We start from the raw sequence: 24,366 nt of genomic DNA, 5'->3' as shown, positions 1-24,366 counted from the left end.
TTTTCCAGAAACACCGCAGAACCGGCTTTGCCGGGCTGCTGGTGTTGCCCCCGGTAGGGGGTAGGAGAAGCGACACGAAGTGCGCGAAGCCTGGGGGCGAGCCTTTATTTACTGCAGTGCTTGCACGCCAGCCACCAGCCAGCCGCTGTTGCCGCTGGTCGGCTTGGTCATGTTCCACACTTCGCGGAACGGACCCGGGCCGGCCGAGGCGTCTTCGCGGATCATGCCGGAGAACTCCACGCTGGCCATGTAGGCGTCGGGCAGCTCTTCGATGCCCAGCAGCTTGGCGTCGAGCATCACGACTTCGGTCTTGTTCGAGGCGCCGCCGGTGTGGCTGGCGCGGTCGGCCAGCTGCGAGCGGATCTCGTCGACCATGCCGTCGGTCATCATCGAACGCAGCATCGACACGTCGGCGCGGTCCCATGCGTCCTGCAGCGTCACGAAGTTGCGCTTGGCTGCGCCGAGGAAGCCGTCGATGTCGAAGCCCGTGGGAATGCCCCAGGACTGCGAACCAGCGAGTGCCGAGCCGATCATGCTGCCACCGGCCGCGGCGCCCGCTGCCGAGAGGCTGCTGCCGTGAGGAGCCGTGTCGTTTGCGGGCGCGGTGTCGAAGGCTGCGGCATTGCGCTCCCACGGACGAGCCGACGCATCGTTACCCACGTTGGCCGGGCTGTACTGCACCGGCGCACTGGCGTTGGAGGGGCTGCCGCCAGCACCCTGAAACGCGAAGCCACCCTGGCGGCTGCCTGCTGCGTTTTGTGAACGTGCCTTGATCATGCGCCACACCACCACACCGGCAAGCACGAGCAGACCGATCAGCAGGATGTTGCCGAAACCGGCACCGAGGCCGAGCGAGCTCGCGAGCCATGCGAGGCCCAGGCCTGCGGCAAGACCGCCGAGCATCGCGCCCCACGGACGCTTCGGTGCAGCGGCGGCGGGTGCGGGCGTTGCGGGCTTCGCCGCTGCCGCGTTGGTAGCGCTCTGCTGCGAGGGCGCGCTAGGCGATGCGGACTCGCGCTGCGTCACGTTGGACGACTGGCGTCCGACCGACTTGCCACCACCCATGCGGGCGGCCTCGGCCTGAACACTGCCCAGCACCAATGCAGCAGCCAAAAACAAAGAACCCAAACTCTTCATGTCGTCTCCTCTTGAGCGAAAGATTCGCTTCATCAACATTTGATTCCAACATGGAGGGCAGCAATGCCACCCGTCATGTTGTGATAGTCCACATGTCCGAAACCGCCCTCTTTCATGAGGGTCTTGAGCTCCTCTTGCGAGGGGTGCATCCGGATCGATTCGGCGAGATAGCGATAGCTCGCGTCGTCGCCGGCCACGAGCTTGCCCAGGCGGGGCAGCACGTTGAAGGAGTACCAGTCGTAGGCCTTTGCGAGCGGCTTCGCGACCTTCGAAAATTCGAGCACCAGCAGCTTGCCGCGCGGCTTGAGCACGCGGTTCATTTCCTTGAGCGCGATGTCCTTGTGCGTCATGTTGCGCAGGCCGAAGGCCACCGTGACAACGTCGAAGTGGTTGTCCGGAAAAGGCAGCTTCTCGGCGTCGCAGACCGTGGTGGGAAGCACCACGCCAGCGTCGAGCAGGCGGTCGCGGCCGGTGCGCAGCATGGCCTCGTTGATGTCGGTGTGGACCACTTGCCCGCTGGCGCCGACCTTCTTGGCAAAGGCCAGCGCGAGGTCGCCGGTGCCGCCTGCGATGTCGAGCACGCGCGAGCCCTCGCCCACGTTCGCAACCATCACGGTGTACGCCTTCCAGGCGCGGTGCAGGCCGGCCGACATCAGGTCGTTCATGACGTCGTAGCGCGAGGCAACCGAATCGAAGACACCGCGAACGCGGCGAGCCTTCTCGCTTTCGTCGACTGTTTCGAAGCCGAAGTGTGTGGTACTCATGCAACCGATGTTAGGCCGGAAGCCTTCACATCAAGCCGACGACCCCGCGCGCACGGCGGGCATTTGTTGCTTTTTTCCGCCCGCCCTTCCTGGGCGTAGGGCTATCTTTTCAATAGCGCGGCGCGGATTTTCAGGCGATTTCGCAGGCTTAGTGGCTGCCGCAGGCGTGGCCGCTCTTGTCGATCATCGGCGTGTCGCGATCGACGCCCGCCTCGAGCAGCCGCCGCTCGTAGGTGGCCCACAGCTCGGCCTGCTTCTCGCCGAGTTCGTAGAGCAGGTCCCACGAGTAGATGCCCGTGTTGTGGCCGTCGCTGAAGGTCGGCTGCACGGCGTAGTTGCCGACCGCTTCGAGGTCGACGAGCTCGACCTCGCGCTTGCCCGTCTGCAGAATTTCCTGGCCTGGGCCGTGGCCTTGCACTTCGGCCGACGGCGAGTAGATACGCATCAGCTCGAAAGGGATTCGAAAGGTCGCGCCATCGGAAAAGCCCACCTCGAGCACGCGCGACTGGCCGTGCACGGTGATCGATTGCGGCGTCGGTGCGCCCGGTTTCAAGCCTGCCATCAGAAACTCCTGTTGCCCAAGCGCTCGATCATCGCAGCCTCGACTGCAGGCAGGCGCGCGGCGATATTCGCCTCTTGCGCCGCATTGCGTTCGCGCTGCACCGGCGCCCACACCGAGCCCGGGAAATGGCTGTCGTCGGCGAAGCGCGCGATCACGTGCCAGTGCAGGTGAGCGACCATGTTGCCGAGCGCGGCGAGGTTGATCTTGGCCGGCTTCAGGTGCTCGCGCAGGCACTGCTCGACGACCGCCACCGCTTCCATGCACAGCGTGCGGTCGGCAGCGTCGAGATCGGAAAACTCCGCCGCATGGTCATGCCACACCACGCGATAGAAGGCCGGAAAGCCCGCCTCTTCCGCATGGATGACGCGAAGCTTCGCGCCCTCGAACACGAAGCGGCCACCCGGCCCCTCGCACAGCACGCAGCCTTGCGCCTTCGTCACACCAGCACCCGCTCGATCCCGCCCTGATTGGCTGCGGCCACATAGGTCGGCATCCAGTCGGCGCCGAGGATCTTGTTGGCCATCTCGACCACGATGTAGTCGGCTTCGAGCAGGCCGTTGTTCAGGTCGTTGCCGTAGCGCGAGAGGCCTTGCAGGCAGCTGGGGCAGCTGGTGAGGATCTTCACGTTGTCCTGTGCGCCAACCTTGCCGCTGTCGCGCAGCGCGGCTTCGCCCTTCTTCAGCTCTTCTTCCTTGCGGAAGCGGATCTGCGTCGAGATGTCGGGCCGCGACACGCCCAACGTGCCCGACTCGCCGCAGCAGCGGTCGTTCTTGAGCACGTTGTCGCCGACCAGCGCCTTCACGGTCTTCATCGGGTCCTGCAGCTTCATCGGCGAATGGCAGGGGTCGTGGTACAGGTAGCCGCCACCACCCGCATCGGCGAGCGTGATGCCCTTTTCGAGCAGGTACTCGTGGATGTCGATGATCCGGCAACCGGGGAAGATCTTGTCGAACTGGTAGCCCTGCAGCTGGTCGTAGCAGGTGCCGCAGCTCACCACCACCGTCTTGATGTCGAGGTAGTTGAGCGTGTTGGCCACGCGGTGGAAGAGCACGCGGTTGTCCGTGATCATCTTCTCGGCCTTGTCGAACTGGCCGCTGCCGCGCTGCGGATAGCCGCAGCACAGGTAGCCCGGCGGCAACACGGTCTGCACGCCCGCGTGCCAGAGCATCGCCTGCGTGGCAAGGCCGACCTGCGAGAACAATCGCTCCGAACCGCAGCCGGGGAAGTAGAAGACCGCCTCGGTTTCAGATGTGGTCGCCTTCGGGTTGCGGATGATCGGCACGTAGTCGGCATCCTCGATGTCGAGCAGCGCGCGTGCCGTCTTCTTCGGCAGGTTGCCCGGCATCTTCTTGTTGATGAAGTGGATCACCTGCTCCTTCACCGGTGCCGGGCCGAGCGTGGCTGGCGGTGCCGCCGTCTGCTTCTTCGCGAGGCCGCGCAGCAGGTCGTTGGCCATGCGCTGCGCCTTGAAGCCGATGCCCACCATGCCCGCGCGCACCGCCTTGATGGTCTGCGGATTGGTCGCGTTGAGGAAGAACATCGCGGCCGCGTTGCCCGGGCGGAAGCTCTTCTGGCCCATCTTGCGCAGCAGGTTGCGCATGTTCATCGACACGTCGCCGAAGTCGATCTTCACGGGGCACGGCGTGAGGCACTTGTGGCACACGGTGCAGTGGTCGGCAACGTCCTCGAACTCTTCCCAATGCTTGATGCTGATGCCGCGCCGCGTCTGCTCTTCGTAGAGGAAGGCCTCCACCAGCAGCGAAGTCGCGAGGATCTTGTTGCGCGGGCTGTAGAGCAGGTTGGCGCGCGGCACGTGCGTGGCGCACACCGGCTTGCACTTGCCGCAGCGCAGGCAGTCCTTCACGCTGTCGGCAATGGCACCGATGTCGCTCTGCTGCATGATCAGCGACTCATGGCCCATGAGGCCGAAGCTCGGCGTGTAGGCGTTGGTCAGGTCGGCATGCAGCGTCTGCGCCTCGCCGGCAGGCGCGCGCAGCAGCTTGCCCTTGTTGAAGCGGCCTTCGGGGTCGACCCGAGCCTTGTATTCGGTGAACGGGCGCAGCTCTTCGTCGCTCAGGAATTCGAGCTTGGTAATGCCGATGCCGTGCTCGCCCGAGATCACGCCGTCGAGGCTGCGCGCCAGCGCCATGATGCGCACCACCGCGGCATGCGCGGTCTGCAGCATGTCGTAGTTGTCGCTGTTGACGGGGATGTTGGTGTGCACGTTGCCGTCGCCCGCGTGCATGTGCAACGCGACCCACACGCGGCCCTTGAGCACGCGCTTGTGGATGGCCGTGCACTCGGCCAGGATCGGCGCGAATTCGGCGCCCGAGAAAATCTCCTGCAGCGGCTGGCGCAGCTGCGTCTTCCAGCTCGCGCGAAGGCTGTGGTCTTGCAGTTGCGGGAACAGCGCGTCGACGTTCTGCAGCCAGCCAGCCCAGAGCGTGCGCACTTCCTGCACCAACGCCACGGCCTGTGCCACACGATCTTCAAGCAGCTCGGCCGCCGGAATCTCGTGCGCATCGTCGGTCTTGCCCAGCGGCAGGTTGCCGCGCATGAGAAAGGCTTCGAGCTCGTCGGTGAGCGCGAGCTTGTTCTGCAGCGACAGCTCGATGTTGATGCGCTCGATGCCGTCGCTGTACTCGGCCATGCGCGGCAGCGGGATCACCACGTCTTCGTTGATCTTGAAGGCGTTGGTGTGCTTGCTGATGGCGGCCGTGCGCTTGCGGTCGAGCCAGAACTTCTTGCGCGCCTCGGGGCTGATGGCGATGAAGCCTTCGCCGCTGCGCGAGTTGGCGATGCGCACCACTTCAGAGGTAACGCGGGCCACCGCGTCGGCGTCGTCGCCGGCGATGTCGCCGAACAGCACCATCTTCGGCAGGCCGCCGTGCTTCTTCGACTTGGTGGCGTAGCCCACGGCCTTGAGGTAGCGGTCGTCCAGGTGCTCGAGGCCGGCCAGCAGCACGCCCGAGCGCTTCTGCTCGGCGAACATGAAGTCCTTGATCTCGACGATGCTGGGCACCGCGTCCTTGGCGTTGCCGAAGAATTCGAGGCACACGGTGCGGGTGTGCGAAGGCATCTTGTGCACCACCCAGCGGCAGCTGGTGATGAGGCCGTCGCAGCCCTCTTTTTGAATGCCCGGCAGGCCCGAGAGGAACTTGTCGGTCACGTCCTTGCCGAGGCCTTCCTTGCGGAAAGTGCGGCCGGGGATGTCGAGGCGTTCGGTGCGCAGCTTTGTCTTGCCGTCGGCGGCGTAGTACTGCAGCTCGAACACGGCACTTTCGGCGTCGTGGATCTTGCCGAGGTTGTGGCCGATGCGCGTGACTTCGAGCCATTCGGCCTGCGGCGTGACCATGCGCCACGAGGCGAGGTTGTCGAGCGCCGTGCCCCAGAGCACGGCCTTCTTGCCGCCTGCGTTCATGGCGACGTTGCCGCCGACACACGAGGCCTCTGCGGAAGTCGGGTCGACTGCGAAGACGAAGCCCGCGCGCTCGGCCGCGTCGGCCACGCGCTGCGTGACCACGCCGGCTTCAGTCCAGATGGTGGGCACGGGCGCCTCGAGGCCGGGCAGAGAGACGTGCTCGACATCGGTCATCGCCTCGAGCTTCTCGGTGTTGATGACGACGCTGTTCCAGGTCAGCGGGATGGCGCCGCCGGTGTAGCCGGTGCCGCCTCCGCGCGGGATGATGGTCAGGCCCAGCTCGATGCAGCCCTTCACCAGCAGCGCCATCTCGGCCTCGGTGTCGGGGCACAGCACGACGAACGGGTATTCCACGCGCCAGTCGGTGGCGTCGGTGACGTGCGACACACGCGAGAGCCCGTCGAACTTGATGTTGTCCTTGGACGTGAGCCGGCCCAGCACGCGCGTAGCCTTGCGGCGCAGGGCGGCGACGTCGCGGAATTTGGTGTCGAAGGCGGCCACCGCGTCGCCCACGAGGCCGGTGAGTTCGCCCACGAGCTGGTCGCGCGGCAGGTCGCTGTCGGGGGTGCGGCGCTTTTGCACCTCGGTCAGGCGGTGCCTGAGGGCGTCGACCAGCTGGCCGCGGCGGCGCGGGTTGTCGAGCAGGTCGTCGACGAGGTACGGGTTGCGCTGCACCACCCAGATGTCGCCGAGCACTTCGTAGAGCATGCGCGCCGATCGGCCGGTGCGGCGCTCGGCGCGCAGGGTCTGGAGCAGTTCCCAGCCGCGTTCGCCCAGCAGGCGAATCACGATCTCGCGATCGGAGAAGCTGGTGTAGTTGTACGGGATCTCGCGCAGTCGGACAGGCTCTGCGGCCTGTGCCAACAGCGTGTTCAACGCAGTCGGAGCATTCATCGGGTGGGGCGCCTCGGCCGGGCGCTGCGCGCCCATAGCCGGGCTGGGGATTTTAGGGCAGCGCCTGGGGGCTTGCCTCGTGGCGTGCCTGTTGTCCTTGTGCTAGTAGAGGCTCCCAGGCTTGGGGGCACCCGGCAGACGGTACGGCGCGGTCGGCCCCACTATGCCGGCCCTTCGGGCTCCCCTGCGGTGCTCGCGTTTCGCGGGGTCTCGCAGAACTCGCTGCGCTCAGATAGCTGCGAGCCCTTATCCGCGAAATGCTGCGCTCCTCGGCGGCACAGAGGGGCCGCCCACGCCGCACCGCCTGCCGGGCGCCTGTCGTGACGTGAATGCCGTTGCCCTCACCCCAGCCCTCTCCCAAAGGGAGAGGGAGCAAAACCATGTGCGGGCTCCAAGGAGTGGGGCTCAACAACTGCTCTGACCACGGCGGTGGGTGCTGTGCCCTTGGGCGGCCGTTGAGGCACCGCCGAGCAGCGCAGCGACGGGCGGATCAGGGCTCGCCCTTGTCTGAGCGAAGCGAGTTTGGGCGAGACCCCGCCCGTCGTGAGCAGCGCAGGGAAGCCCGAAGGGCCGGTGACGTCGGCCGCCCAAGGGCACAGCACCCACCGCCGCACCCCAAAAAACAAATCAGAACAGCACGCGGCTGCGGATCGTCCCGCCCACCTTTGCCAGCTTCTCCAGCGCCAGGTCCGAGGAAGCCGCGTCGATGTCCATCACCACGTAGCCGATCTTCTCGTTCGTCTGCAGGAACTGCGAGGAGATGTTGATCTGGTTGTCCGAGAAGATCTTGTTGATCTCGGACAGCACCCCCGGCACGTTCCGGTGGACGTGCAGCAGCCGGTGCTTGCCAGGGTGCGCGGGCAGCGCCACTTCGGGGAAGTTGACCGACGAGGTCGAAGTGCCGTTGTCGCTGTACTTGACCAGCTTTTCCGCCACTTCCAGCCCGATGTTGGCCTGCGCCTCCATCGTCGAGCCGCCGATGTGCGGCGTGAGGATCACGTTGTCGAGGCCCCGCAGCGGCGACTGGAACTCGTCTTTGTTGCTGCGCGGCTCCACCGGGAACACGTCGATGGCGGCGCCCAGCAGCTTCTTCGCCTTCAGGGCCTCGGCCAGCGAGTCGATCTCGACCACCGTGCCGCGCGAGGCGTTGATCAGGATGGCGCCGGGCTTCATCGCCGCGATCTCGGCCGCGCCGATCATCCATTGCGTGGCCTGCGTCTCGGGCACGTGCAGCGTCACGATGTCGCTCTGGGCCAGCAGCTGGTGCAGCTCGCGCACCTGGCGCGCATTGCCCAGCGGCAGCTTGGTGACCACGTCGAAGAAGGCCACGTGCATGCCCAGCGCCTCGGCCAACACCGACAGCTGCGCGCCGATGGAGCCGTAGCCCACGATGCCCAGCGTCTTGCCGCGGATTTCAAACGCGTTGTCGGCCGACTTGAGCCAGCCGCCGCGGTGCGCCACCGCGCTCTTCTCCGGCACGCCGCGCAGCAGCAGGATGGCTTCGGCCAGCACCAGTTCGGCCACCGAGCGGGTGTTGGAATACGGGGCATTGAACACCGCCACGCCGTGCTCGCGGGCAGCTTCCAGGTCGACCTGGTTCGTGCCGATGCAAAAGCACCCTGCGGCCACCAGCTTGTGGGCGGCGGCGAACACCTCGGCCGTCAGCTGGGTGCGCGAGCGGATGCCCAGGAAGTGCACGTCGGCGATCTTCGCCTTGAGCTCGGCGTCGGGCAGTGCGCCCGGCAGCGACTCGATGTTGGTGTAGCCGGCGGCGCGCAGCACCTCCACGGCCGAGGGGTGAATGCCTTCGAGCAAGAGGAACTTGATCCTGCTTTTGTCGAGGGAGGTTTTGCTGCTCATGGCGGTCTCTCGGAAGCCCTGGCCGTGGCGACAGGCTAGGCCAAAAAAGGGAGGGCGATGCTAGCATGGTGCGGCGCAGCATGCAGGCGCACCGTAGGGGTGCGCCACGGCGTCAAAGGGGGTTTACCCGGGTTTCTTGCACTGTGCACTCCGTGCGACAAACACCGCCGTAAAACCGTCACGTATGTAACCTACTATCGCCGGTTTACTTTTTCCCTACAGGAGTCCTATGCGCTTCAAGACGCTTGCCATCGCTTCGGCGCTGGCCACCACGCTGGCAATGCCAGTCCTTGCCCAGGCCCAGACTGAAATCCAGTGGTGGCATTCGATGGATGGCGCGCTGAACGACTGGGTCAACGACCTCGCCAAGCAGTTCAACGAGAGCCAGAAAGAGTACAAGGTCGTGCCGACCTACAAGGGCGAATACGACCAGTCGATGGCCGCCGGCATCGCGGCATACCGCTCGGGCAACGCGCCGGACATCCTGCAGGTCTTCGAAGTGGGCACCGCCACCATGATGTATTCCAAGGGCGCCATCAAGCCCGTGGCCGAAGTCATGAAGGAAGGCGGCCAGAAGTTCGACCCCAAGGCCTACATTCCTGCGGTGGCCGGCTACTACACGGCCCCCAACGGCCAGATGCTGTCGTTCCCGTTCAACAGCTCGACGACGGTTTTCTACTACAACAAAGATGCCTTCAAGGCCGCCGGCCTCGACCCCGAAAAGGCCCCCGTCACCTGGCCTGACGTGGTTTCAGCCGCCGCCAAGCTCAAGGCCAGCGGCAACCAGTGCCCGTTCACCACCTCGTGGATGAGCTGGGCCCAGCTCGAGAGCTTCTCGACCTGGCACAACACCTCGTACGCGTCCAAGGGCAACGGCTTCGGCGGCCTCGACACCCGCCTGGAGTTCAACTCGCCGCTGCACGTTCGCCACTTCGAGAACCTGTCGAACATGTCCAAGCAGGGCCTGTTCGTCTACAAGGGCCGCGCCAGCAAGCCGATCACTTCGTTCACCTCGGGTGAATGCGCGATGTTCATCGGCTCGTCGGGCAGCTACGCCAGCGTGAAGCGCGACGCCAAGTTCAAGTTCGCCGAATCCACTCTGCCCTACTACCCGGACGTGCAGGGCGCGCCGCAGAACACCATCGTCGGCGGCGCCAGCCTGTGGGTGATGTCGGGCAAGCCGGCCGCCAACTACAAGGCCGTGGCCGCGTTCTTCACCTTCCTGTCGAGCCCCAAGGTCCAGTCCGAGAGCCACATGCGCACCGGCTACCTGCCGATCACGACCGCAGCCTATGAGCTGACCCAGCAGTCGGGCTTCTACAAGGAAAACCCGGGCACCGACGTGGCCGTGAACCAGATGATCCGCAAGACCACCGAGAAGTCGCGTGGCGTGCGCATGGGCAACATGCCCCAGATCCGCGCCATCGAGGACGAAGAAACCGAACTGATCTGGACCGGCAAGAAGACGCCCAAGGAAGCGCTGGACAGCGCCGTCAAGCGTGGCAACGAACTGCTGGTGAAATTCCAGGCCGCAAACAAGTAAGCTCTGCCACCCCTGACGGCCGCGGCGAACCCCTGTTCGCCGCGGCCTTGTCCGAAAGAAGAACCGCAAGCCAGCCTGTCCCGTGCAGTGCTGGCTGTTTGCTTATTAGTGTGTCTGCGACCTGAACGCTCCCCTCATGGAAAAACGCGTCCTCTTCCGCTCGAAATGGCTGCCTTGGGCCTTGCTGGCGCCACAGCTGATCATCGTCGGCGTCTTTTTCTTCTGGCCAGCCGGCCAGGCGCTGGTGCAGTCGCTGCAGCAGCAGGATGCCTTCGGCAACTCGATCACCTGGGTCGGCTTCGACAACTTCGTGGCGCTGTGGAACGACAGCACCTACATGGCCTCGTTCCAGACCACCATCGTCTTCTCGGTGCTGGTGACCGTGCTGGGCCTGGGCATCGCGCTGCTGCTGGCGGTGTTCGCCGACCGCGTGGTGCGCGGCTCGCGCTTCTACCGCAGCGTGTTGATCCTGCCGTACGCGGTGGCGCCGGTGGTAACCGGCCTGCTGTGGTCGTTCATGTTCTCTTCGTCGATCGGCATCGTGTCCTATTGGCTCAAGAAGATGGGCTTCAGCTGGAACCACCTGCTCAACGGCAACGACGCCATGGCGCTGGTCGTGATGGCCGCCGTCTGGAAGCAGATTTCCTACAACTTCCTGTTCTTCCTCGCGGGCCTGCAGTCGATCCCGAAGTCGCTGATCGAAGCCGCCGCCATCGACGGCGCGCGCCCGATGCGCCGCTTCTGGACCATCCAGTTCCCGCTGCTCACGCCCACCACCTTCTTCCTGCTGGTGATCAACATGGTGTACGCCTTCTTCGACACCTTCGCGATCATCGACGCCACCACCCAGGGCGGTCCCGGCAAGGAAACCGCCACGCTGGTCTACCGCGTGTACTTCGACGGTTTCCGCGGCATGGACTTCGGCGGCGCCGCTGCCCAGTCGGTGGTGCTCATGGCCATCGTCATCGGGCTCACGGTGCTGCAGTTCCGCTACGTCGAGAAAAAGGTCCAGTACTGATGACCGCCCCGATGCAACTCCTATTCGCTCTTTCCTGCACCACGGAGGCCCGCCATGGTTGAGCGCCGCCCGTCCCTCGGCATCCTCGCGCACGCGATCATGATCTTCGGCGTGCTGCTGGTGGTGTTCCCGATCTACCTGGCCTTCGTGGCCTCGACCCACACGCCGCAGGAAATCGTGCAGGCGCCAATGCCGATCCTGCCCGGCAGCAACTTCTGGGAAACCTACAAGGCCGCGCTCACAGGCGGTGGCCACACCAGCACCAACGTGTCGGTGGCGCGGATGATCTGGGTCAGCACGGTCATCACCTTCATCATCACCTTCGGCAAGATCAGCATCTCGCTGCTGTCGGCGTTCGCGGTGGTTTACTTCCGCTTTCCGCTGCGCAACCTGTGCTTCTGGCTGATCTTCATCACGCTGATGCTGCCGGTGGAAGTGCGCATCGGCCCGACCTACCAGGTGGTGGCCAGCCTCGGCATGATCAACACCTTCGCCGGGCTCTCGGTGCCGCTGATCGCCTCGGCCACGGCAACCTTCCTTTTCCGACAGTTCTTCCTCACGGTGCCCGACGAGCTGGTCGAGGCCGCGCGCGTCGACGGCGCGGGCGCAATGCGCTTCTTCAAGGACATCCTGCTGCCGTTGTCGAAGACCAGCATCGCCGCGCTGTTCGTGATCCAGTTCATCTACGGCTGGAACCAGTACCTGTGGCCGCTGATTGCCGCCACCAGCGAGGACATGTACCCGATCGTGGTCGGCATCAAGGCGATGACCGGCAACGGCGAGTCGCCTGTGGACTGGAACGTGGTGATGGCCACGGCCGTGCTCGCCATGCTGCCGCCAGCGGTGGTGGTGGTGCTGATGCAGAAATGGTTCGTCAAGGGCCTGGTCGATACCGACAAATAAAACGCTGAACGAAAAATGGCTGCTCTCTCTCTACGCAACGTCATCAAGCGCTACGGCCACGGGCCGAAAGCAAACCAGGTCATCCACGGCGTGAGCGCCGAGATCGCCGACCGCGAATTCATCGTCATCGTCGGTCCCTCGGGCTGCGGCAAGTCGACGCTGCTGCGCATGGTGGCCGGCCTCGAGGAGATCTCGGCCGGCGAGATCTCCATCGGCAACCGCGTGGTGAACAACCTCGAGCCCTCCGAGCGCGACATCGCGATGGTGTTCCAGAACTACGCGCTCTACCCGCACATGACGGTCTTCGCGAACATGGCCTACGGCCTGAAGATCCTCAAGGTGCCGGTGCCCGAGATCAAGGTGCGCGTCGACAAGGCCGCGAAAATCCTCGAACTCGGCCACCTGCTGGAGCGCAAGCCGCGCGAACTCTCCGGCGGCCAGCGCCAGCGCGTGGCCATGGGCCGCGCCATCGTGCGCCAGCCGCAGGTGTTCTTGTTCGACGAGCCGCTGTCGAACCTCGACGCCAAGCTGCGCGCGCAAACGCGCCTCGAAATCCAGAAGCTGCACCGCGAGCTCGGCATCACCTCGCTGTTCGTCACGCACGACCAGGTCGAGGCCATGACGCTGGCGCAACGCATCATCGTGATGAACGGCGGCGTGATGGACCAGTTCGCCACGCCCGAAGAGGTGTACAACCGCCCCGCCACCACCTTCGTGGCGAGCTTCATCGGCTCGCCGCCGATGAACCTGCTGCGGCACGCGCCGGGCGTGCGCCCGGGCCAGATCCTGGGCATTCGCCCCGAGCACATGAAGCTCGACGAAAGCGGCTGGACGGTGCAGGTCGAGCAGGTCGAACTGCTGGGCGCCGAGCGCCTGGTGTACGGCCGCATCGGCGACGAGCAGATCATCATGCGCACCGACGAAGGCGACCATCCGCCGGTCGCGGGCGACACGGTAAAAATCGCGGCGCGCGAAGACAAGCTGCACTGGTTCGACGCCGGTTCGGGCAAACGCGCAGACTGAACGATGGCCTTGTCGACACCCTGGCCGTATCCCCGCTGGGTCGCGCACCGCGGCGCCGGCAAGCTGGCACCCGAAAACACGCTTGCGGCCTTCAAGCTCGGCGCTGCCCATGGCTACCGCATGTTCGAGTGCGACGCCAAGCTCAGCGCCGATGGCGTGGTCTTCCTCATGCACGACGCCACGCTCGGCCGCACCACCAGCGGCCATGGCATCGGCGGCGCGCAGCCCTGGAGCGAGCTCGCGCAGCTCGACGCGGGTGGCTGGCATTCGCGCAGCTACGCGGGCGAGCCACTGCCCACGCTGGAAAACATCGCGCGTTTCTGCCTGGCCAACGGGCACCTGCTCAACATTGAGATCAAGCCGACGCCCGGCGTCGAGCGCGAAACCGGCGAAGTGGTGGCGCGCGAAGCCGCCCGCCTGTGGCAGGGCGCGACCGTGCCGCCGCTGCTCACGTCCTTTCAAGTCGAGTCGCTGAAAGGCGCGCAGGCAGTGCAGCCCGAGTTGCCGCGCGGCCTGCTGCTCGACACGCTGTGGAACGACTGGCTCGAAGCCGCGCAGCAGCTGGGCTGCGTGGCCATCGTCTGCAACCATGCGCTGTGGGACGCGGCGGTGGTGGCGCAAGTGCACGGCGCAGGCCTGCGCGCGCTGAGCTACACGGTGAACGACGAGTGGGCCGCGCAGCGGCTGATCGACCTGGGCACCGACGGCATCATCACCGACAGGGTGGACCTGTTCAGCCCCGCCGGCTGAAGCTGCGCGGCTGAGGCTGCACCTACGCACTTACTTCTTACCGGCTCTTACGAAATGGCGGCTTCTATGATGCGGCCATGAGTTGGACCCTACGCTTCGCGAGCTTCTGCCTCGCAGCCCTGTGCATGTGCGGCGGCGCCTCGGCGCAGCCAGACCTTGGCGGCAACGCCAACAGTGCTGCCGCGGCCGCAGCAGCCCCCGCCCCCACAGTGGCCGAACTGCGCGAGCAGTTCACCAAGCTCAGCACCGCCGCCGAGACCGACGAAGACGCGCGCAAGCTGCTCGCGCAGATCAACGACATCGGCACCCAGGCCGACAAGTTCGTCACCGCGCGAACCGGTGAGCTCGCCGACCTCAACGCCCGGCTCGGCGAACTCGGCAACCCGCCCGCCGCTGGCGCCACCGAAGACCCCGACATCACCCGCCAGCGCGCGCGCCTGACCAAGGAGCGCAACGCGCTGGACGCCGACATCCGCCTTGCGCGCCTGCTGTCGGTCGACGTGCGGCAGCGCGGCACCGAACTGGTCACGCAGCGCCGGGCGCTGTTCGAGGCCCAACTCACCGAGCGCGCGGCCTCGCCGCTGACTGCCGAGTTCTGGAACGACCTGCGCGAGGCCTGGCCCGACGACAAGGCACGGCTGAAGGCGATGGTGTCCTCGGTGAACGACGGCCTGGTGGCCGCGACGCAACCCGAAACACGCCTGCAGGTGATCGCGGCCCTGGTCGCAGCGCTGCTGCTGGCGGTGTTCGGCAACTGGGCGGCCGAAGTCCTGCTCACCCGGCTGGCCGCGCGCGTCCTGCCGGCAGGGCGGCTGCGGCGCTCGGTGCTGGTGATCGGCATCGTCGCCAGTCATGTGCTGCTCGTGGCCGTGGCCGCGCACGGCTTCGTCGAGGTGCTGAAAGAATTCGCCACCTGGGAGTCGCAGGCGCGCAAGGTACTTAATTCGACGGCGCAGGCGCTGGTGTTCATGGCCTTCGTGATCGGGCTGGGTCGCGGGCTGCTGGCCACGCGCCGGCCCTCATGGCGCCTGCCGCCGATTCCCGACGCCATGGCCTCCCGGCTCGCCGCCCTGCCCTGGCTGGTGGCGCTGGTGGCTGCGCTGGCGTGGACCCCGGCGGAGGTCAATGCGCTGATCGACGCGAGCTTCGCGGCCGTGGTGGCCACGCACGTGCTCACGGCACTGGTGCTGACGGCGCTGGTCGCCACAGTGCTCTACGTCGTGAAGCCGCTGCGCGCCGATGCGGCCGAGGCCGGCCTGCCCGAGCGGCCGATGTGGGTCGGCCTGCTGGTGGCGCTGATCGGCGCGCTGATGATCGCGATCTGGGTGCTGGTGGCCGTCGGCTACGTGGCGCTCGCGAGCTTCCTGGCCTCGCAGCTCACCTGGAGCGGCATCGTGGCGGCGGCCTTCTACGTGCTGTTCAAGTTCGCGGACGACGTGTTCATGGCCACGGTGTCGTCGCGCGCCGCCTTCGGCCAGCGGCTGCAGAAGAGCTTCAACCTTGCACCGCAGACGCTGGACCAGGTCGCCACGGTGCTGTCGGCGCTGAGCCGGGTGGCGCTGTTCTTCTACATGTTGATAGCGCTGGCCGCGCCGCTGGGCACGGGGCCGGGCGAGGTGTTCCAGCGCAGCGGCAAGTTCGGCACCGGCGTGAAGGTGGGCGAGTTCCAACTGGTGCCGGGCGCGATCCTGAGCGCTATCGGGGTGGCGGTGGTGGGCTTTGTCGTGCTGCGGATCTTCAAGCGCTGGCTCGAACGAGCCTACCTGCCAAACACGAAGTTCGAGCCGGGCATGCAGAGTTCCATCACCACGCTGCTGGGCTACGTGGGCGGCATCCTGGTGGTGGCGTTCGCGCTTTCCGCACTGGGCATCGGCATCGAGCGCATCGCGTGGGTGGCGAGTGCGCTGTCGGTGGGTATCGGCTTCGGCCTGCAGGCCATCGTGCAGAACTTCATCTCGGGGCTGATCCTGCTGGCCGAGCAGCCGGTGAAGGTGGGCGACTGGGTGGTGCTGGGCACGGCGGAGGGCGACGTGCGGCGCATCAACGTGCGCGCCACCGAAATCCAGTTGGGCGACCGCTCGACACTGATCGTGCCGAACTCGGAGTTCATCACCAAGACCGTGCGCAACATGACGCTGGCCAATGCCGAAGGCCGCGTGCTGATCCGCCTGCCGATGCCATTGACCACCGACGCTCAGCGTGTGCGCGACCTGATCCTCGCGGCCTGCAAGGCGCACGAAGGCGTGCTGGAAACCCCGGCGCCGTCGCTCACGCTCGAGGGCATCGAGAACGGGCTGCTGATCTTCCAGGCGATCGCCTATGTGGCGAGCCCGCGGCTCGCGGGCGGCGTGCGCAGCGACCTGCTGTTCGTGATCCTCGACGAGCTGAAGAAGGCCTCGCTGCCGCTGGCGGTGCCGACGATGGTGATGACGGCTGCCGCGCCGGAAGCGCTCGCCACGCCCTCCGTGCCTTCGTCGCCCGCCTCGCCGATTCCGGGCATGCCGAGCTGAGGCTCTTCAGCAGTCATTCCAGCGGCAGCGCCGTGGTGAATTTGATTTCGTTGAGGCACACGCTCGAGCGCACCGCCGACACGCCGGGCATGTGCATCAGCGTGTGCATCAGGAACTGCGAGAGCGCCTCCAGGTCTTGCGCGACCACCTTCAGCACGTAGTCGAAGTCGCCCGTCACCGAATAGCACTCCAGGATCTGCTTCAGGTCGGCGATCAGGTCCTGGAACTTGGGCAGTTCGTCGACATGGCCGCGCGCCATGGTCACGTGGATGAAGGCGATCACGCCCAGCCCGATGTGGCGCGCGTTCAGCCGCGCCGCGTAGCCGTTGATGAGCCCCAGTTCTTCCAGCCGCCGGTGGCGCCGCAGGCACTGGGCCGGCGAGAGATTGGCCACCTCGGCAAGCTCCAGGTTCGACGCGCGACCATGCGCCTGCAGGTGCTCAAGAATCCTCCGGTCGATCCGGTCGAGTTCGATCTCATGCAATTTTGTCTCCCAATGCACCAGTTGGATGCAATTTTATGGCGTAAAGCGGGGTAAGCCCGAGCCGTTCATGCACCTTAATTGTGCAAAGTACGATCTAGACTCCAAAGCTGCCGGGATTGCATGCCGCGATCCCGCGCCGCTGAATTCCCCGCCCCGGCTCCTGCCGGCGGCCCCACTCAGACGCACCCATCCCCCAATCCGGAGACCCTCACGTGAAAAACGCTTTGCTTCGCACACCCTTCAGCGCAGTGGCCCTGGCCCTCGGCATGCTGGCCGCCGCGCCTTCGTTCGCGGCCGACATCAAGTCGGTGGCCGTGACCGCCATCGTCGAGCACCCGGCGCTGGACGCCGTGCGCGACGGCGTGAAGGCCGAGCTGAAGGCCGCCGGCTACGAAGAAGGCAAGAACCTCAAGTTCACCTACCAAAGCGCGCAGGGCAACGTGGGCACCGCCGCCCAGATCGCCCGCAAGTACGTGGGCGACGCGCCCGACGCGATCGTCGCCATTGCCACGCCGTCGGCGCAGGCCGTGGTGGCCGCCACCAAGACGATTCCGGTGGTGTATTCGGCAATCACCGACCCGGTGGCCGCCAAGCTGGTGAAGAACTGGGAGCCCTCCGGCACCAACGTGACGGGCGTGTCGGACCTGTCGCCGCTCGAAAAGCACGTTGGCCTCATCAAGCAGGTGGTGCCGAACGCCAAGCGCATCGGCGTGATCTACAGCCCCGGCGAAGCCAACTCGGTGGCCATCGTCGCCTCGCTGAAAAAGGCGGCCGCCGACGCCGGCATGACCGTGGTCGAAGCCGCCGCCGCCCGCACGGTGGACGTGCCGACCGCCGCCCAGAGCCTGGTCGGCAAGGCCGACGTGATCTACACGCCCACCGACAACAACGTGGTCTCGGCCTTCGAGGGCATCGTGAAGGTGGCGCAGCAGGCCAAGCTGCCGGTGGTGGCGGCCGACACGGCCACGGTGGAGCGCGGCGCCGTTGCGGCACTGGGCCTGAACTACAGCGACATCGGCCGCCAGACCGGCAAGATCGTGGTGCGCATCCTCAAGGGCGAGAAGCCCGGCACCATCGCCTCGCAGACCAGCACCAACTTCGAGCTGGTGGTGAACCCCGGCGCGGCCAAGCTGCAGGGCGTGACGCTGTCCGAATCGCTGCTGAAGACCGCCAAGGTCGTGAGCACGAAGTAAGCACGCGAGCCTTTTTCTCTCATGTCGCTCATCGCTTCGTTGGGCGCCATCGAGATCGGTCTGATATTCGGACTGGTCGCGCTGGGCGTCTTCATGTCGTTTCGCATCATCAACTTTCCCGACCTCACGGTGGACGGCAGCTTTCCGCTGGGCGCCGCCGTGGCCGCGACGCTGATCGTCGCGGGCTGGAACCCGGTGGCCGCCACCGCCGTGGCCTGCGTGGCCGGCGCGGTCTCGGGCTGGGTCACGGCCTGGCTCAACGTGAAGCTGAAGATCATGCAGTTGCTCGCGAGCATCCTGGTGATGATCGCGCTGTACTCCATCAACCTGCGCGTGATGGGCAAGCCCAACGTGGCGCTCATCACCGAACCCACGGTGTTCACCATGGTCGACTTCGGCGGCATGCCCGAGCAGTGGGCCAAGCCGCTGTTGCTGCTGCTGATCGTGATCGTCGCCAAGATCCTGGTCGACATGTTCTTCGCTTCTGAAGCCGGCCTGGCGATGCGCGCCACCGGCGGCAACGCGCGCATGGCGCGGGCCCAAGGCATCTCGACCGACTTCCACACCATGGCGGGCCTGGCGCTGTCGAACGCGCTGGTGGCGCTGGCCGGCGCGCTGTTCGCCCAGAGCCAGGGCACGGCCGACATCTCGATGGGCGTGGGCACGATCGTGATCGGTCTGGCCGCGGTGATCATCGGCGAGACGTTGCTGCCCGCGCGCAGCATGGTCATCACCACGCTGGCCTGCGTGCTGGGTGCGCTGCTGTACCGCTTCTTCATCGCGATGGCGCTGAACACCGACTTCATGGGCCTGCAGGCGCAAGACCTGAACCTGGTGACGGCCGTGCTGGTGGCGTTCGCGCTGCTGGTGCCAGCCTACAAGCGCAAGCTGGGCGGGCTTTTCAAGGGGAAGAACTGATGCTGCGCGCCCAACAACTCGAGATGACCTTCAACCCGGGCACGCCGATCGAGAACCGCGTGCTGCGGGGCCTGAGCCTGGAAATTCCGACTGGCCAGTTCGTCACCGTGATCGGCTCGAACGGCGCGGGCAAGTCCACTTTTCTCAATGCGGTGAGCGGCGACCTGATCGTCGACAAGGGCAGCATCGAGATCGACGGCAAGGACGTGACCCGCCTGAACGCCTGGCAGCGCTCGGGCATGGTGGCCCGCGTGTTCCAGGACCCGATGGCCGGCACCTGCGAGGCGCTGACCATCGAGGAAAACATGGCGCTGGCATGGAAGCGCGGCGAGCGCCGGGCCTTCGGCTTTGCGCTGAACCGCAACCTGCGCGAGCTGTTCCGCGAGAAGCTGTCGATCCTGAAGCTGGGGCTGGAGAACCGACTGGCCGACCGCATCGGCCTGCTCTCAGGCGGACAGCGGCAGGCGGTGAGCCTGCTGATGGCATCGCTCAAGCCCTCGCGCATCCTGCTGCTGGACGAGCACACGGCCGCGCTCGACCCGAAGACCGCCGCTTTCGTGCTGGAACTGACGGCCAAGATCGTCGAAGGCAGCCAGCTCACCGCGATGATGGTGACGCACAGCATGCGCCAGGCGCTGGACTACGGTTCGCGCACGGTGATGCTGCACGAGGGCCAGGTGATCCTCGACGTGGCCGGACCGCAGCGCTCGGGGCTCGATGTGCCCGACCTGCTGCGCATGTTCGAGCAGACGCGCGGCGAGAAGCTGGACGACGACAAGCTGCTGCTCGCCTGATGGTGTTGGACGCCCCGTTCGTGCGCGGCATGCGCGCCGACGACCTCGACGCTGTGCTCGCGATCCAGCTCGCCTGCTACGGCGCGGGGTTCGTGGAAGACGGCGCGCTGATCGCAAGGCGGCTCGCTGCAGCGCCGTACACGGGTTGGATGGCCGGGCATGAAGGCGGCGTGCGGGCCTATCTGGCGGGGTATCCGTCGGTGGCCGGCAAGCTCACGCCGCTGCACGGGGAGTTCGAAGTGGCGGCGCAGGCCGATTCGCTGTACCTGCACGACCTGGCGGTGCATCCGGACGCCTCGGGCGTGGGGCTGGGGCCCCTACTGGTACGCCATGCCTGGGCCCACGCGGCACAGGCCGGCTGGCGGCATTCGACGCTGGTGTCGGTGCAATCCTCGGTGGGTTTCTGGCAGCGCCAGGGCTATGCGGCCACGCAGCCCGCCGGCCCGGGGCAACAAGCCCGGCTCGCCACCTACCCTGGCGAATCGGTCTACATGGTTCGCCGGCTGGACTGACGACCGCTTGTCAGCGGCGCCAGCCGCGCATCGCCAGCCACTGGACAGTGCCGCAGACCACGACGAGCGCGGCGTAGGTCACCATCGCCCCGTCGCGCCCGAACACGGCAAGGCCGACCACCAACACCCCCACGCCGGCCGCAAAGGTCAGCGCCCACTGCACCCACCAGCGCGGGACGCCAGCGCGGTTGCCGCCCAGGAACCGCCCGACAAAGGCCAGCACCAGAGCCAGAAAAGCCGCGGGTGCTACAAAATTAAGCAGGTGGTTCAGGAGGGCCAGCAGGTCCATCAGAGGGGATTTCGCATGTGCCGGAACATGCGTCGAAGGTTATGGCTGTCATAGGGAAAGCCATTTGTCCCTCGGCGAGCCTCGTGCGGCTGCTGATTTTATAATCACGGCCATGTCAGTCTGGGCTCTCGGCTTGAACCATACGACCGCGCCGCTCGATCTGCGCGGTCGTTTCGCGTTCGCGCTCGACCAGATCGCCCCCACGCTGCAGAGCCTGCGCAGTTCCTTTGCCTCCGGCCGCCACCCCCAGGTCGAGGCCGCGATCATCTCCACCTGCAATCGCACCGAGATCTATTGCGCCTCGGAACACGCCGCGCTCGACCACACCTTCGGCTGGCTGGCGGCCAGCGGCGGCGTGGCCCCCGCCCTGCTGCGCTCGCATGCCTACACCCTGCACGACGACGAAGCCGCGCGCCATGCCTTCCGCGTGGCCAGCGGGCTCGATTCGATGGTGCTCGGCGAAGCGCAGATCCTCGGCCAGATGAAAGACGCCGTGCGCGCGGCCGAGACGGCCGGCGCGCTCGGCAGCACGCTGAACCAACTGTTCCAGCGCTCCTTTGCCGTCGCAAAAGAGGTCCGCACTGCCACCGAGATCGGCGCGCACTCCATCAGCATGGCCGCCGCGGCAGTCCGCCTGGCCGGACAGCTCTTCGAAGATTTGCACCAAACGCGCGTGCTGTTCGTCGGCGCGGGCGAAATGATCGACCTCGCGGCCACGCACTTCGCGGCCAAAGACCCGAAGTCGATTGCCATTGCCAACCGCACGCTCGAACGCGGCGAGAAGCTGGCCTCGCGCTTCGGCGGCGAGGCGATGCGGCTGGCCGACCTTCCCTCGCGGCTCGCCGAGTTCGACATCGTGGTGAGTTGCACCGCGAGCACGCTGCCGATCATCGGCCTGGGCGCCGTCGAGCGTGCGCTCAAGGCGCGCAAGCACCGACCGATGTTCATGGTCGACCTGGCCGTGCCGCGCGACATCGAGCCCGAAGTGAAGGCGCTCGAAGACATCTATCTCTACACCGTCGACGACCTCGCTCAGGTCGTGCAACAGGGCCAGGCCAACCGCCAGGCCGCAGTGGCACAGGCCGAAGTGATCATCGATGCCGGCGTGCAGAGCTTCATGCACTGGCTGGGCCAGCGCGGCACCGTGCCGCTGATCCAGCAGCTCAACGCACAGGCCGACGAATGGCGTGCCGCCGAAATGGCGCGCGCGCGCAAGCTGCTGGCCAAGGGCGAATCGGTCGATGCGGTGCTCGAAGCCATGTCGCGCGGGCTCACGCAGAAGATGATGCATGGCGCCATGGCCGAGTTGCACGCGGGCGATGCCGCCTCGCGCGAGCAGACGGCGCAGACGATCTCGCGCCTGTTCCTGCGCAAAGAGCGTTAGCGACGCTCGTCGGCGGCCCGGCCTGAACGGCTGCGGCTTTCATGCGCCCTGCCCTCGCACGGCAGCACCTTCCCATTTTTTCGAGCCTCTCTCCTCCGTGAAATCCTTTCTTCGCCACCAACTCGAACGCTACGCCCAGCGCCTGGGCGAGCTCGACTTCCTGCTCTCGCGCGAAGACATCATGAGCGACATGGCGCAGTACCGCACCATCTCGCGCGAGCATGCCGAGGTCACGCAGATCGCGGGCCGCTACGAGCGCTACCGTCAGCGCGAGGCCGACATCGCCGGTGCCAAGGAAATGCTCGACGACCCCGACATGGCCGAGATGGCGAAGGAAGAAATCGCGGGCGCCGAGGCCGAGCTGGTGCAGCTCGAAGAAGAGCTTCAGCGCCTGCTGCTGCCCAAGGACCCTGACGACGCGCGCAACGCGTTCCTCGAAATCCGCGCCGGCACGGGCGGTGACGAATCGGCCCTGTTCGCGGGCGACCTGCTGCGCATGTACACGCGCTACTGCGAGCGCGCCGGCTGGCGCTGCGAGGTGGTGAGCGAAAGCGAGAGCGAGCTCGGCGGCTACAAGGAAGTGGTGATCCGCATCGTCGGCAACGACGTGTTCGGCCACCTGCGCTTCGAATCGGGCGGCCACCGCGTGCAGCGCGTGCCGGCCACCGAGACGCAGGGCCGCATCCACACCAGCGCCTGCACGGTTGCCGTGCTGGCCGAACCTGACGAAACGGTTGCAGTGCAGATCAACCCCGCCGACCTGCGCATCGACACCTACCGCGCGAGCGGCGCCGGCGGCCAGCACATCAACAAGACCGACTCGGCCGTGCGCATCACACACATTCCGACCGGCATCGTGGCCGAATGCCAGGACGACCGCAGCCAGCACCGCAACAAGGCCAAGGCGCTGCAAGTGCTGTCGGCGCGCATCCAGGAAAAGGAACGCAGCGAGCGCGCCGCCAAGGACGCGGCAATGCGCAAGGGGCTGATCGGCAGCGGCGACCGCTCGGACCGCATCCGCACCTACAACTTTCCGCAGGGGCGGCTGACCGACCACCGCATCAACCTCACGCTCTACAAGCTGCTCGCCATCATGGAAGGCGACCTCGGCGACGTGCTCGACGCATTGCGCGCCGCACGCGAGGCCGAGCAGCTGGCCGAGCTGGAATCGAGCCTGCCGGCATGATGACCACCGAGAACCCGTTGCCGTCGACCGTGGCGCAGGCGCTGACCGCGGCTGTCGCCCTGGGCATCGACCGGCTCGACGCGCAGTTGCTGCTGCTGCACGCGCTGGGCCGCGCGCCGCACGACCGGGCCTGGCTGCTGGCGCACGACACCGATGCGATGCCCGACGCGGCGTGGTCGGCGCTGGCCGCGCAACTGTCGCGCCGCCGCACCGGCGAGCCGGTCGCCTACCTGCTGGGCGAGAAGGAATTCCACGGGCTCAACCTGCAAGTCGATGCCCGCGTGCTCGTGCCGCGGCCCGACACGGAAACGCTGGTCGAATGGGCCCTGCAGTGTCTCGAAGGCCATGGCGCTCCGCGCGCGCTCGACCTCGGCACGGGCAGCGGCGCGATCGCGCTGGCCCTGCAGCATGCCCGCCCCGATGCGCAGGTCGATGCGGTCGACGCGAGCGCCGACGCACTCGCGGTCGCCCAGGCCAACGCCCGGCGCCTCGGCCTGCCCGTGCGCTTTGCCCAGGCGAATTGGCTCGACGGCGCCGGCAGCGGCTACACGGTCATCGCCAGCAACCCGCCGTACATCGCCGCCGGCGACCCCCATCTGCCCGCGCTGCGCCACGAGCCTTCTTCGGCGCTGGTTGCAGGTGCCGACGGCCTCGATGACATCCGCCAGATCGTGCAGAACGCCCCCGCCCACCTCGCGGAGGGCGGCTGGCTGCTGCTCGAACACGGCCATGACCAGGCCGCCGCAGTGCGCCAGTTGCTCGCCGCGCGCGGTTTCGCCGAAGTGCAAAGCCGCGACGACCTCGCCGGCATCCAGCGCTGTTCCGGCGGAATCTGGCGCACGGTGAAATAATCCCCCCAGCCTATTTTTTCAGGAGTCCCCATGTCCGACGCCCAGCAACGCATCGACGACCTCGTCAAGACCAACGACCTCGTGCTCTTCATGAAGGGCAATGCAAGCTTTCCGATGTGCGGCTTCTCGGGCCGCGCGATCCAGATCCTGAAGGCGGTCGGCGTCGACACCAAGACGCTCAAGACCGTCAACGTGCTCGAAGACGACGGCATCCGCCAGGGCATCAAGGAATACAGCAACTGGCCCACGATCCCGCAGCTCTACGTGAAGGGCGAGTTCATCGGCGGCTCGGACATCATGATGGAGATGTACGAATCGGGCGAACTGCAGCAAGTGGTGAACGGCGCTGCCGCCTGAACCCACGAAGCCG

At 66.5% G+C, this 24,366-nt stretch carries 22 protein-coding genes; 14 read left to right on the top strand and 8 right to left on the bottom strand.

Translation table 11 applies throughout. From position 1 onward, the window contains the following. Positions 1-108: 108 nt before the first annotated feature. The 6 genes from ACSFBF_RS11385 to serA form a co-directional block, all read right to left on the bottom strand. Entirely contained in the window at positions 109-1,137 is a 1,029-nt protein-coding gene (locus tag ACSFBF_RS11385) for a Tim44 domain-containing protein (RefSeq protein ID WP_435466922.1), read from the bottom strand. Between the two features lie 32 nt (positions 1,138-1,169). Further along, the gene (ubiE, locus tag ACSFBF_RS11380) at positions 1,170-1,901 is read right to left on the bottom strand and encodes a bifunctional demethylmenaquinone methyltransferase/2-methoxy-6-polyprenyl-1,4-benzoquinol methylase UbiE (RefSeq protein ID WP_435466920.1); all 732 of its coding nucleotides are present in this window, start codon (positions 1,899-1,901) and stop codon (positions 1,170-1,172) included. 148 nt (positions 1,902-2,049) lie between these two features. Further along, entirely contained in the window at positions 2,050-2,463 is a 414-nt protein-coding gene (locus tag ACSFBF_RS11375; protein ID WP_093057472.1) for a gamma-butyrobetaine hydroxylase family protein, read from the bottom strand. Then, positions 2,463-2,903, bottom strand: a complete 441-nt coding sequence (locus ACSFBF_RS11370; protein WP_435466918.1) for an HIT family protein — start codon at positions 2,901-2,903, stop codon at positions 2,463-2,465. The genes ACSFBF_RS11375 and ACSFBF_RS11370 overlap by 1 nt, the downstream gene beginning before the upstream one ends. Beyond that, entirely contained in the window at positions 2,900-6,778 is a 3,879-nt protein-coding gene (locus ACSFBF_RS11365) for a DUF3683 domain-containing protein (RefSeq protein ID WP_435466916.1), read from the bottom strand. Before ACSFBF_RS11365 ends, ACSFBF_RS11370 begins: the two co-directional genes overlap by 4 nt. Positions 6,779-7,405: 627 nt before the next feature. Next, positions 7,406-8,638 carry a phosphoglycerate dehydrogenase gene (gene serA, locus ACSFBF_RS11360; RefSeq protein ID WP_354337676.1) on the bottom strand — a complete coding sequence of 411 codons (1,233 nt, stop codon included), beginning with the start codon at positions 8,636-8,638 and terminating at the stop codon, positions 7,406-7,408. A 229-nt stretch (positions 8,639-8,867) separates the two neighbouring features. Between serA and ugpB the strand changes: the two genes are divergently transcribed. The 6 genes from ugpB to ACSFBF_RS11330 all read left to right on the top strand — a co-directional run bounded on the left by ugpB (position 8,868) and on the right by ACSFBF_RS11330 (position 16,385). Continuing rightward, positions 8,868-10,181, top strand: coding sequence for a sn-glycerol-3-phosphate ABC transporter substrate-binding protein UgpB (ugpB, locus tag ACSFBF_RS11355; RefSeq protein WP_435466913.1), 1,314 nt, complete (start codon positions 8,868-8,870; stop codon positions 10,179-10,181). A 136-nt stretch (positions 10,182-10,317) separates the two neighbouring features. Then, positions 10,318-11,199: a sn-glycerol-3-phosphate ABC transporter permease UgpA gene (gene ugpA, locus ACSFBF_RS11350; protein ID WP_435466911.1), complete on the top strand. Its 882-nt coding sequence runs from the start codon at positions 10,318-10,320 to the stop codon at positions 11,197-11,199. Between the two features lie 54 nt (positions 11,200-11,253). Then, on the top strand, positions 11,254-12,102 hold the full coding sequence (gene ugpE, locus ACSFBF_RS11345; RefSeq protein ID WP_435466909.1) for a sn-glycerol-3-phosphate ABC transporter permease UgpE: 849 nt from the start codon (positions 11,254-11,256) through the stop codon (positions 12,100-12,102). Positions 12,103-12,117: 15 nt separating this feature from the next. Next, positions 12,118-13,125 (top strand): sn-glycerol-3-phosphate ABC transporter ATP-binding protein UgpC, encoded by a 1,008-nt coding sequence (gene ugpC / locus ACSFBF_RS11340; protein ID WP_435466907.1) that lies wholly within the window; start codon positions 12,118-12,120, stop codon positions 13,123-13,125. A gap of 3 nt (positions 13,126-13,128) precedes the next feature. Next, a complete protein-coding gene (ugpQ, locus tag ACSFBF_RS11335; protein ID WP_435466905.1) occupies positions 13,129-13,875 on the top strand; it encodes a glycerophosphodiester phosphodiesterase in 747 nt (248 codons plus the stop codon). Positions 13,876-13,952: 77 nt separating this feature from the next. Beyond that, entirely contained in the window at positions 13,953-16,385 is a 2,433-nt protein-coding gene (locus ACSFBF_RS11330) for a DUF3772 domain-containing protein (RefSeq protein WP_435466903.1), read from the top strand. Between the two features lie 13 nt (positions 16,386-16,398). Here the strand turns inward: ACSFBF_RS11330 and ACSFBF_RS11325 are convergent, their stop codons facing one another. Continuing rightward, a complete protein-coding gene (locus ACSFBF_RS11325; RefSeq protein WP_435466901.1) occupies positions 16,399-16,869 on the bottom strand; it encodes an Lrp/AsnC family transcriptional regulator in 471 nt (156 codons plus the stop codon). 266 nt (positions 16,870-17,135) lie between these two features. On the opposite strand from ACSFBF_RS11325, the gene ACSFBF_RS11320 reads away from it, so the two are divergent. From ACSFBF_RS11320 to ACSFBF_RS11305, 4 genes are read left to right on the top strand one after another with little or no spacing between them, the layout of a single operon-like run. Next, positions 17,136-18,062 carry an ABC transporter substrate-binding protein gene (locus tag ACSFBF_RS11320; protein ID WP_435467412.1) on the top strand — a complete coding sequence of 309 codons (927 nt, stop codon included), beginning with the start codon at positions 17,136-17,138 and terminating at the stop codon, positions 18,060-18,062. Between the two features lie 21 nt (positions 18,063-18,083). Further along, positions 18,084-18,980: an ABC transporter permease gene (locus ACSFBF_RS11315; RefSeq protein ID WP_435466899.1), complete on the top strand. Its 897-nt coding sequence runs from the start codon at positions 18,084-18,086 to the stop codon at positions 18,978-18,980. Next, on the top strand, positions 18,980-19,774 hold the full coding sequence (locus ACSFBF_RS11310; protein WP_435466897.1) for an ABC transporter ATP-binding protein: 795 nt from the start codon (positions 18,980-18,982) through the stop codon (positions 19,772-19,774). Before ACSFBF_RS11315 ends, ACSFBF_RS11310 begins: the two co-directional genes overlap by 1 nt. Beyond that, positions 19,774-20,286, top strand: a complete 513-nt coding sequence (locus ACSFBF_RS11305; RefSeq protein WP_435466895.1) for a GNAT family N-acetyltransferase — start codon at positions 19,774-19,776, stop codon at positions 20,284-20,286. The genes ACSFBF_RS11310 and ACSFBF_RS11305 overlap by 1 nt, the downstream gene beginning before the upstream one ends. Before the next feature lie 10 nt (positions 20,287-20,296). On the opposite strand, the gene ACSFBF_RS11300 is transcribed toward ACSFBF_RS11305, so the two are convergent. Next, positions 20,297-20,575, bottom strand: a complete 279-nt coding sequence (locus ACSFBF_RS11300; RefSeq protein WP_258353236.1) for a hypothetical protein — start codon at positions 20,573-20,575, stop codon at positions 20,297-20,299. Between the two features lie 112 nt (positions 20,576-20,687). Here ACSFBF_RS11300 and hemA point away from each other — a divergent pair, with 112 nt between their 5' ends. The 4 genes from hemA to grxD all read left to right on the top strand — a co-directional run bounded on the left by hemA (position 20,688) and on the right by grxD (position 24,353). Then, entirely contained in the window at positions 20,688-21,959 is a 1,272-nt protein-coding gene (hemA, locus tag ACSFBF_RS11295; RefSeq protein WP_435466893.1) for a glutamyl-tRNA reductase, read from the top strand. Between the two features lie 97 nt (positions 21,960-22,056). Beyond that, positions 22,057-23,145 (top strand): peptide chain release factor 1, encoded by a 1,089-nt coding sequence (prfA, locus tag ACSFBF_RS11290; protein WP_435466891.1) that lies wholly within the window; start codon positions 22,057-22,059, stop codon positions 23,143-23,145. Then, positions 23,145-23,996 (top strand): peptide chain release factor N(5)-glutamine methyltransferase, encoded by an 852-nt coding sequence (gene prmC / locus ACSFBF_RS11285; RefSeq protein ID WP_435467410.1) that lies wholly within the window; start codon positions 23,145-23,147, stop codon positions 23,994-23,996. Before prfA ends, prmC begins: the two co-directional genes overlap by 1 nt. A gap of 30 nt (positions 23,997-24,026) precedes the next feature. Next, entirely contained in the window at positions 24,027-24,353 is a 327-nt protein-coding gene (gene grxD / locus ACSFBF_RS11280) for a Grx4 family monothiol glutaredoxin (RefSeq protein ID WP_093057456.1), read from the top strand. Positions 24,354-24,366: the final 13 nt, after the last annotated feature.

The sequence above is a fragment of the Variovorax nivicola genome (genome assembly GCF_051216475.1).
In the GTDB taxonomy this organism is placed as follows: domain Bacteria; phylum Pseudomonadota; class Gammaproteobacteria; order Burkholderiales; family Burkholderiaceae_C; genus Variovorax.
The sequence above is the reverse complement of the archived record's forward strand: the minus strand, read 5'-3'. Positions and strand labels throughout refer to the sequence as shown.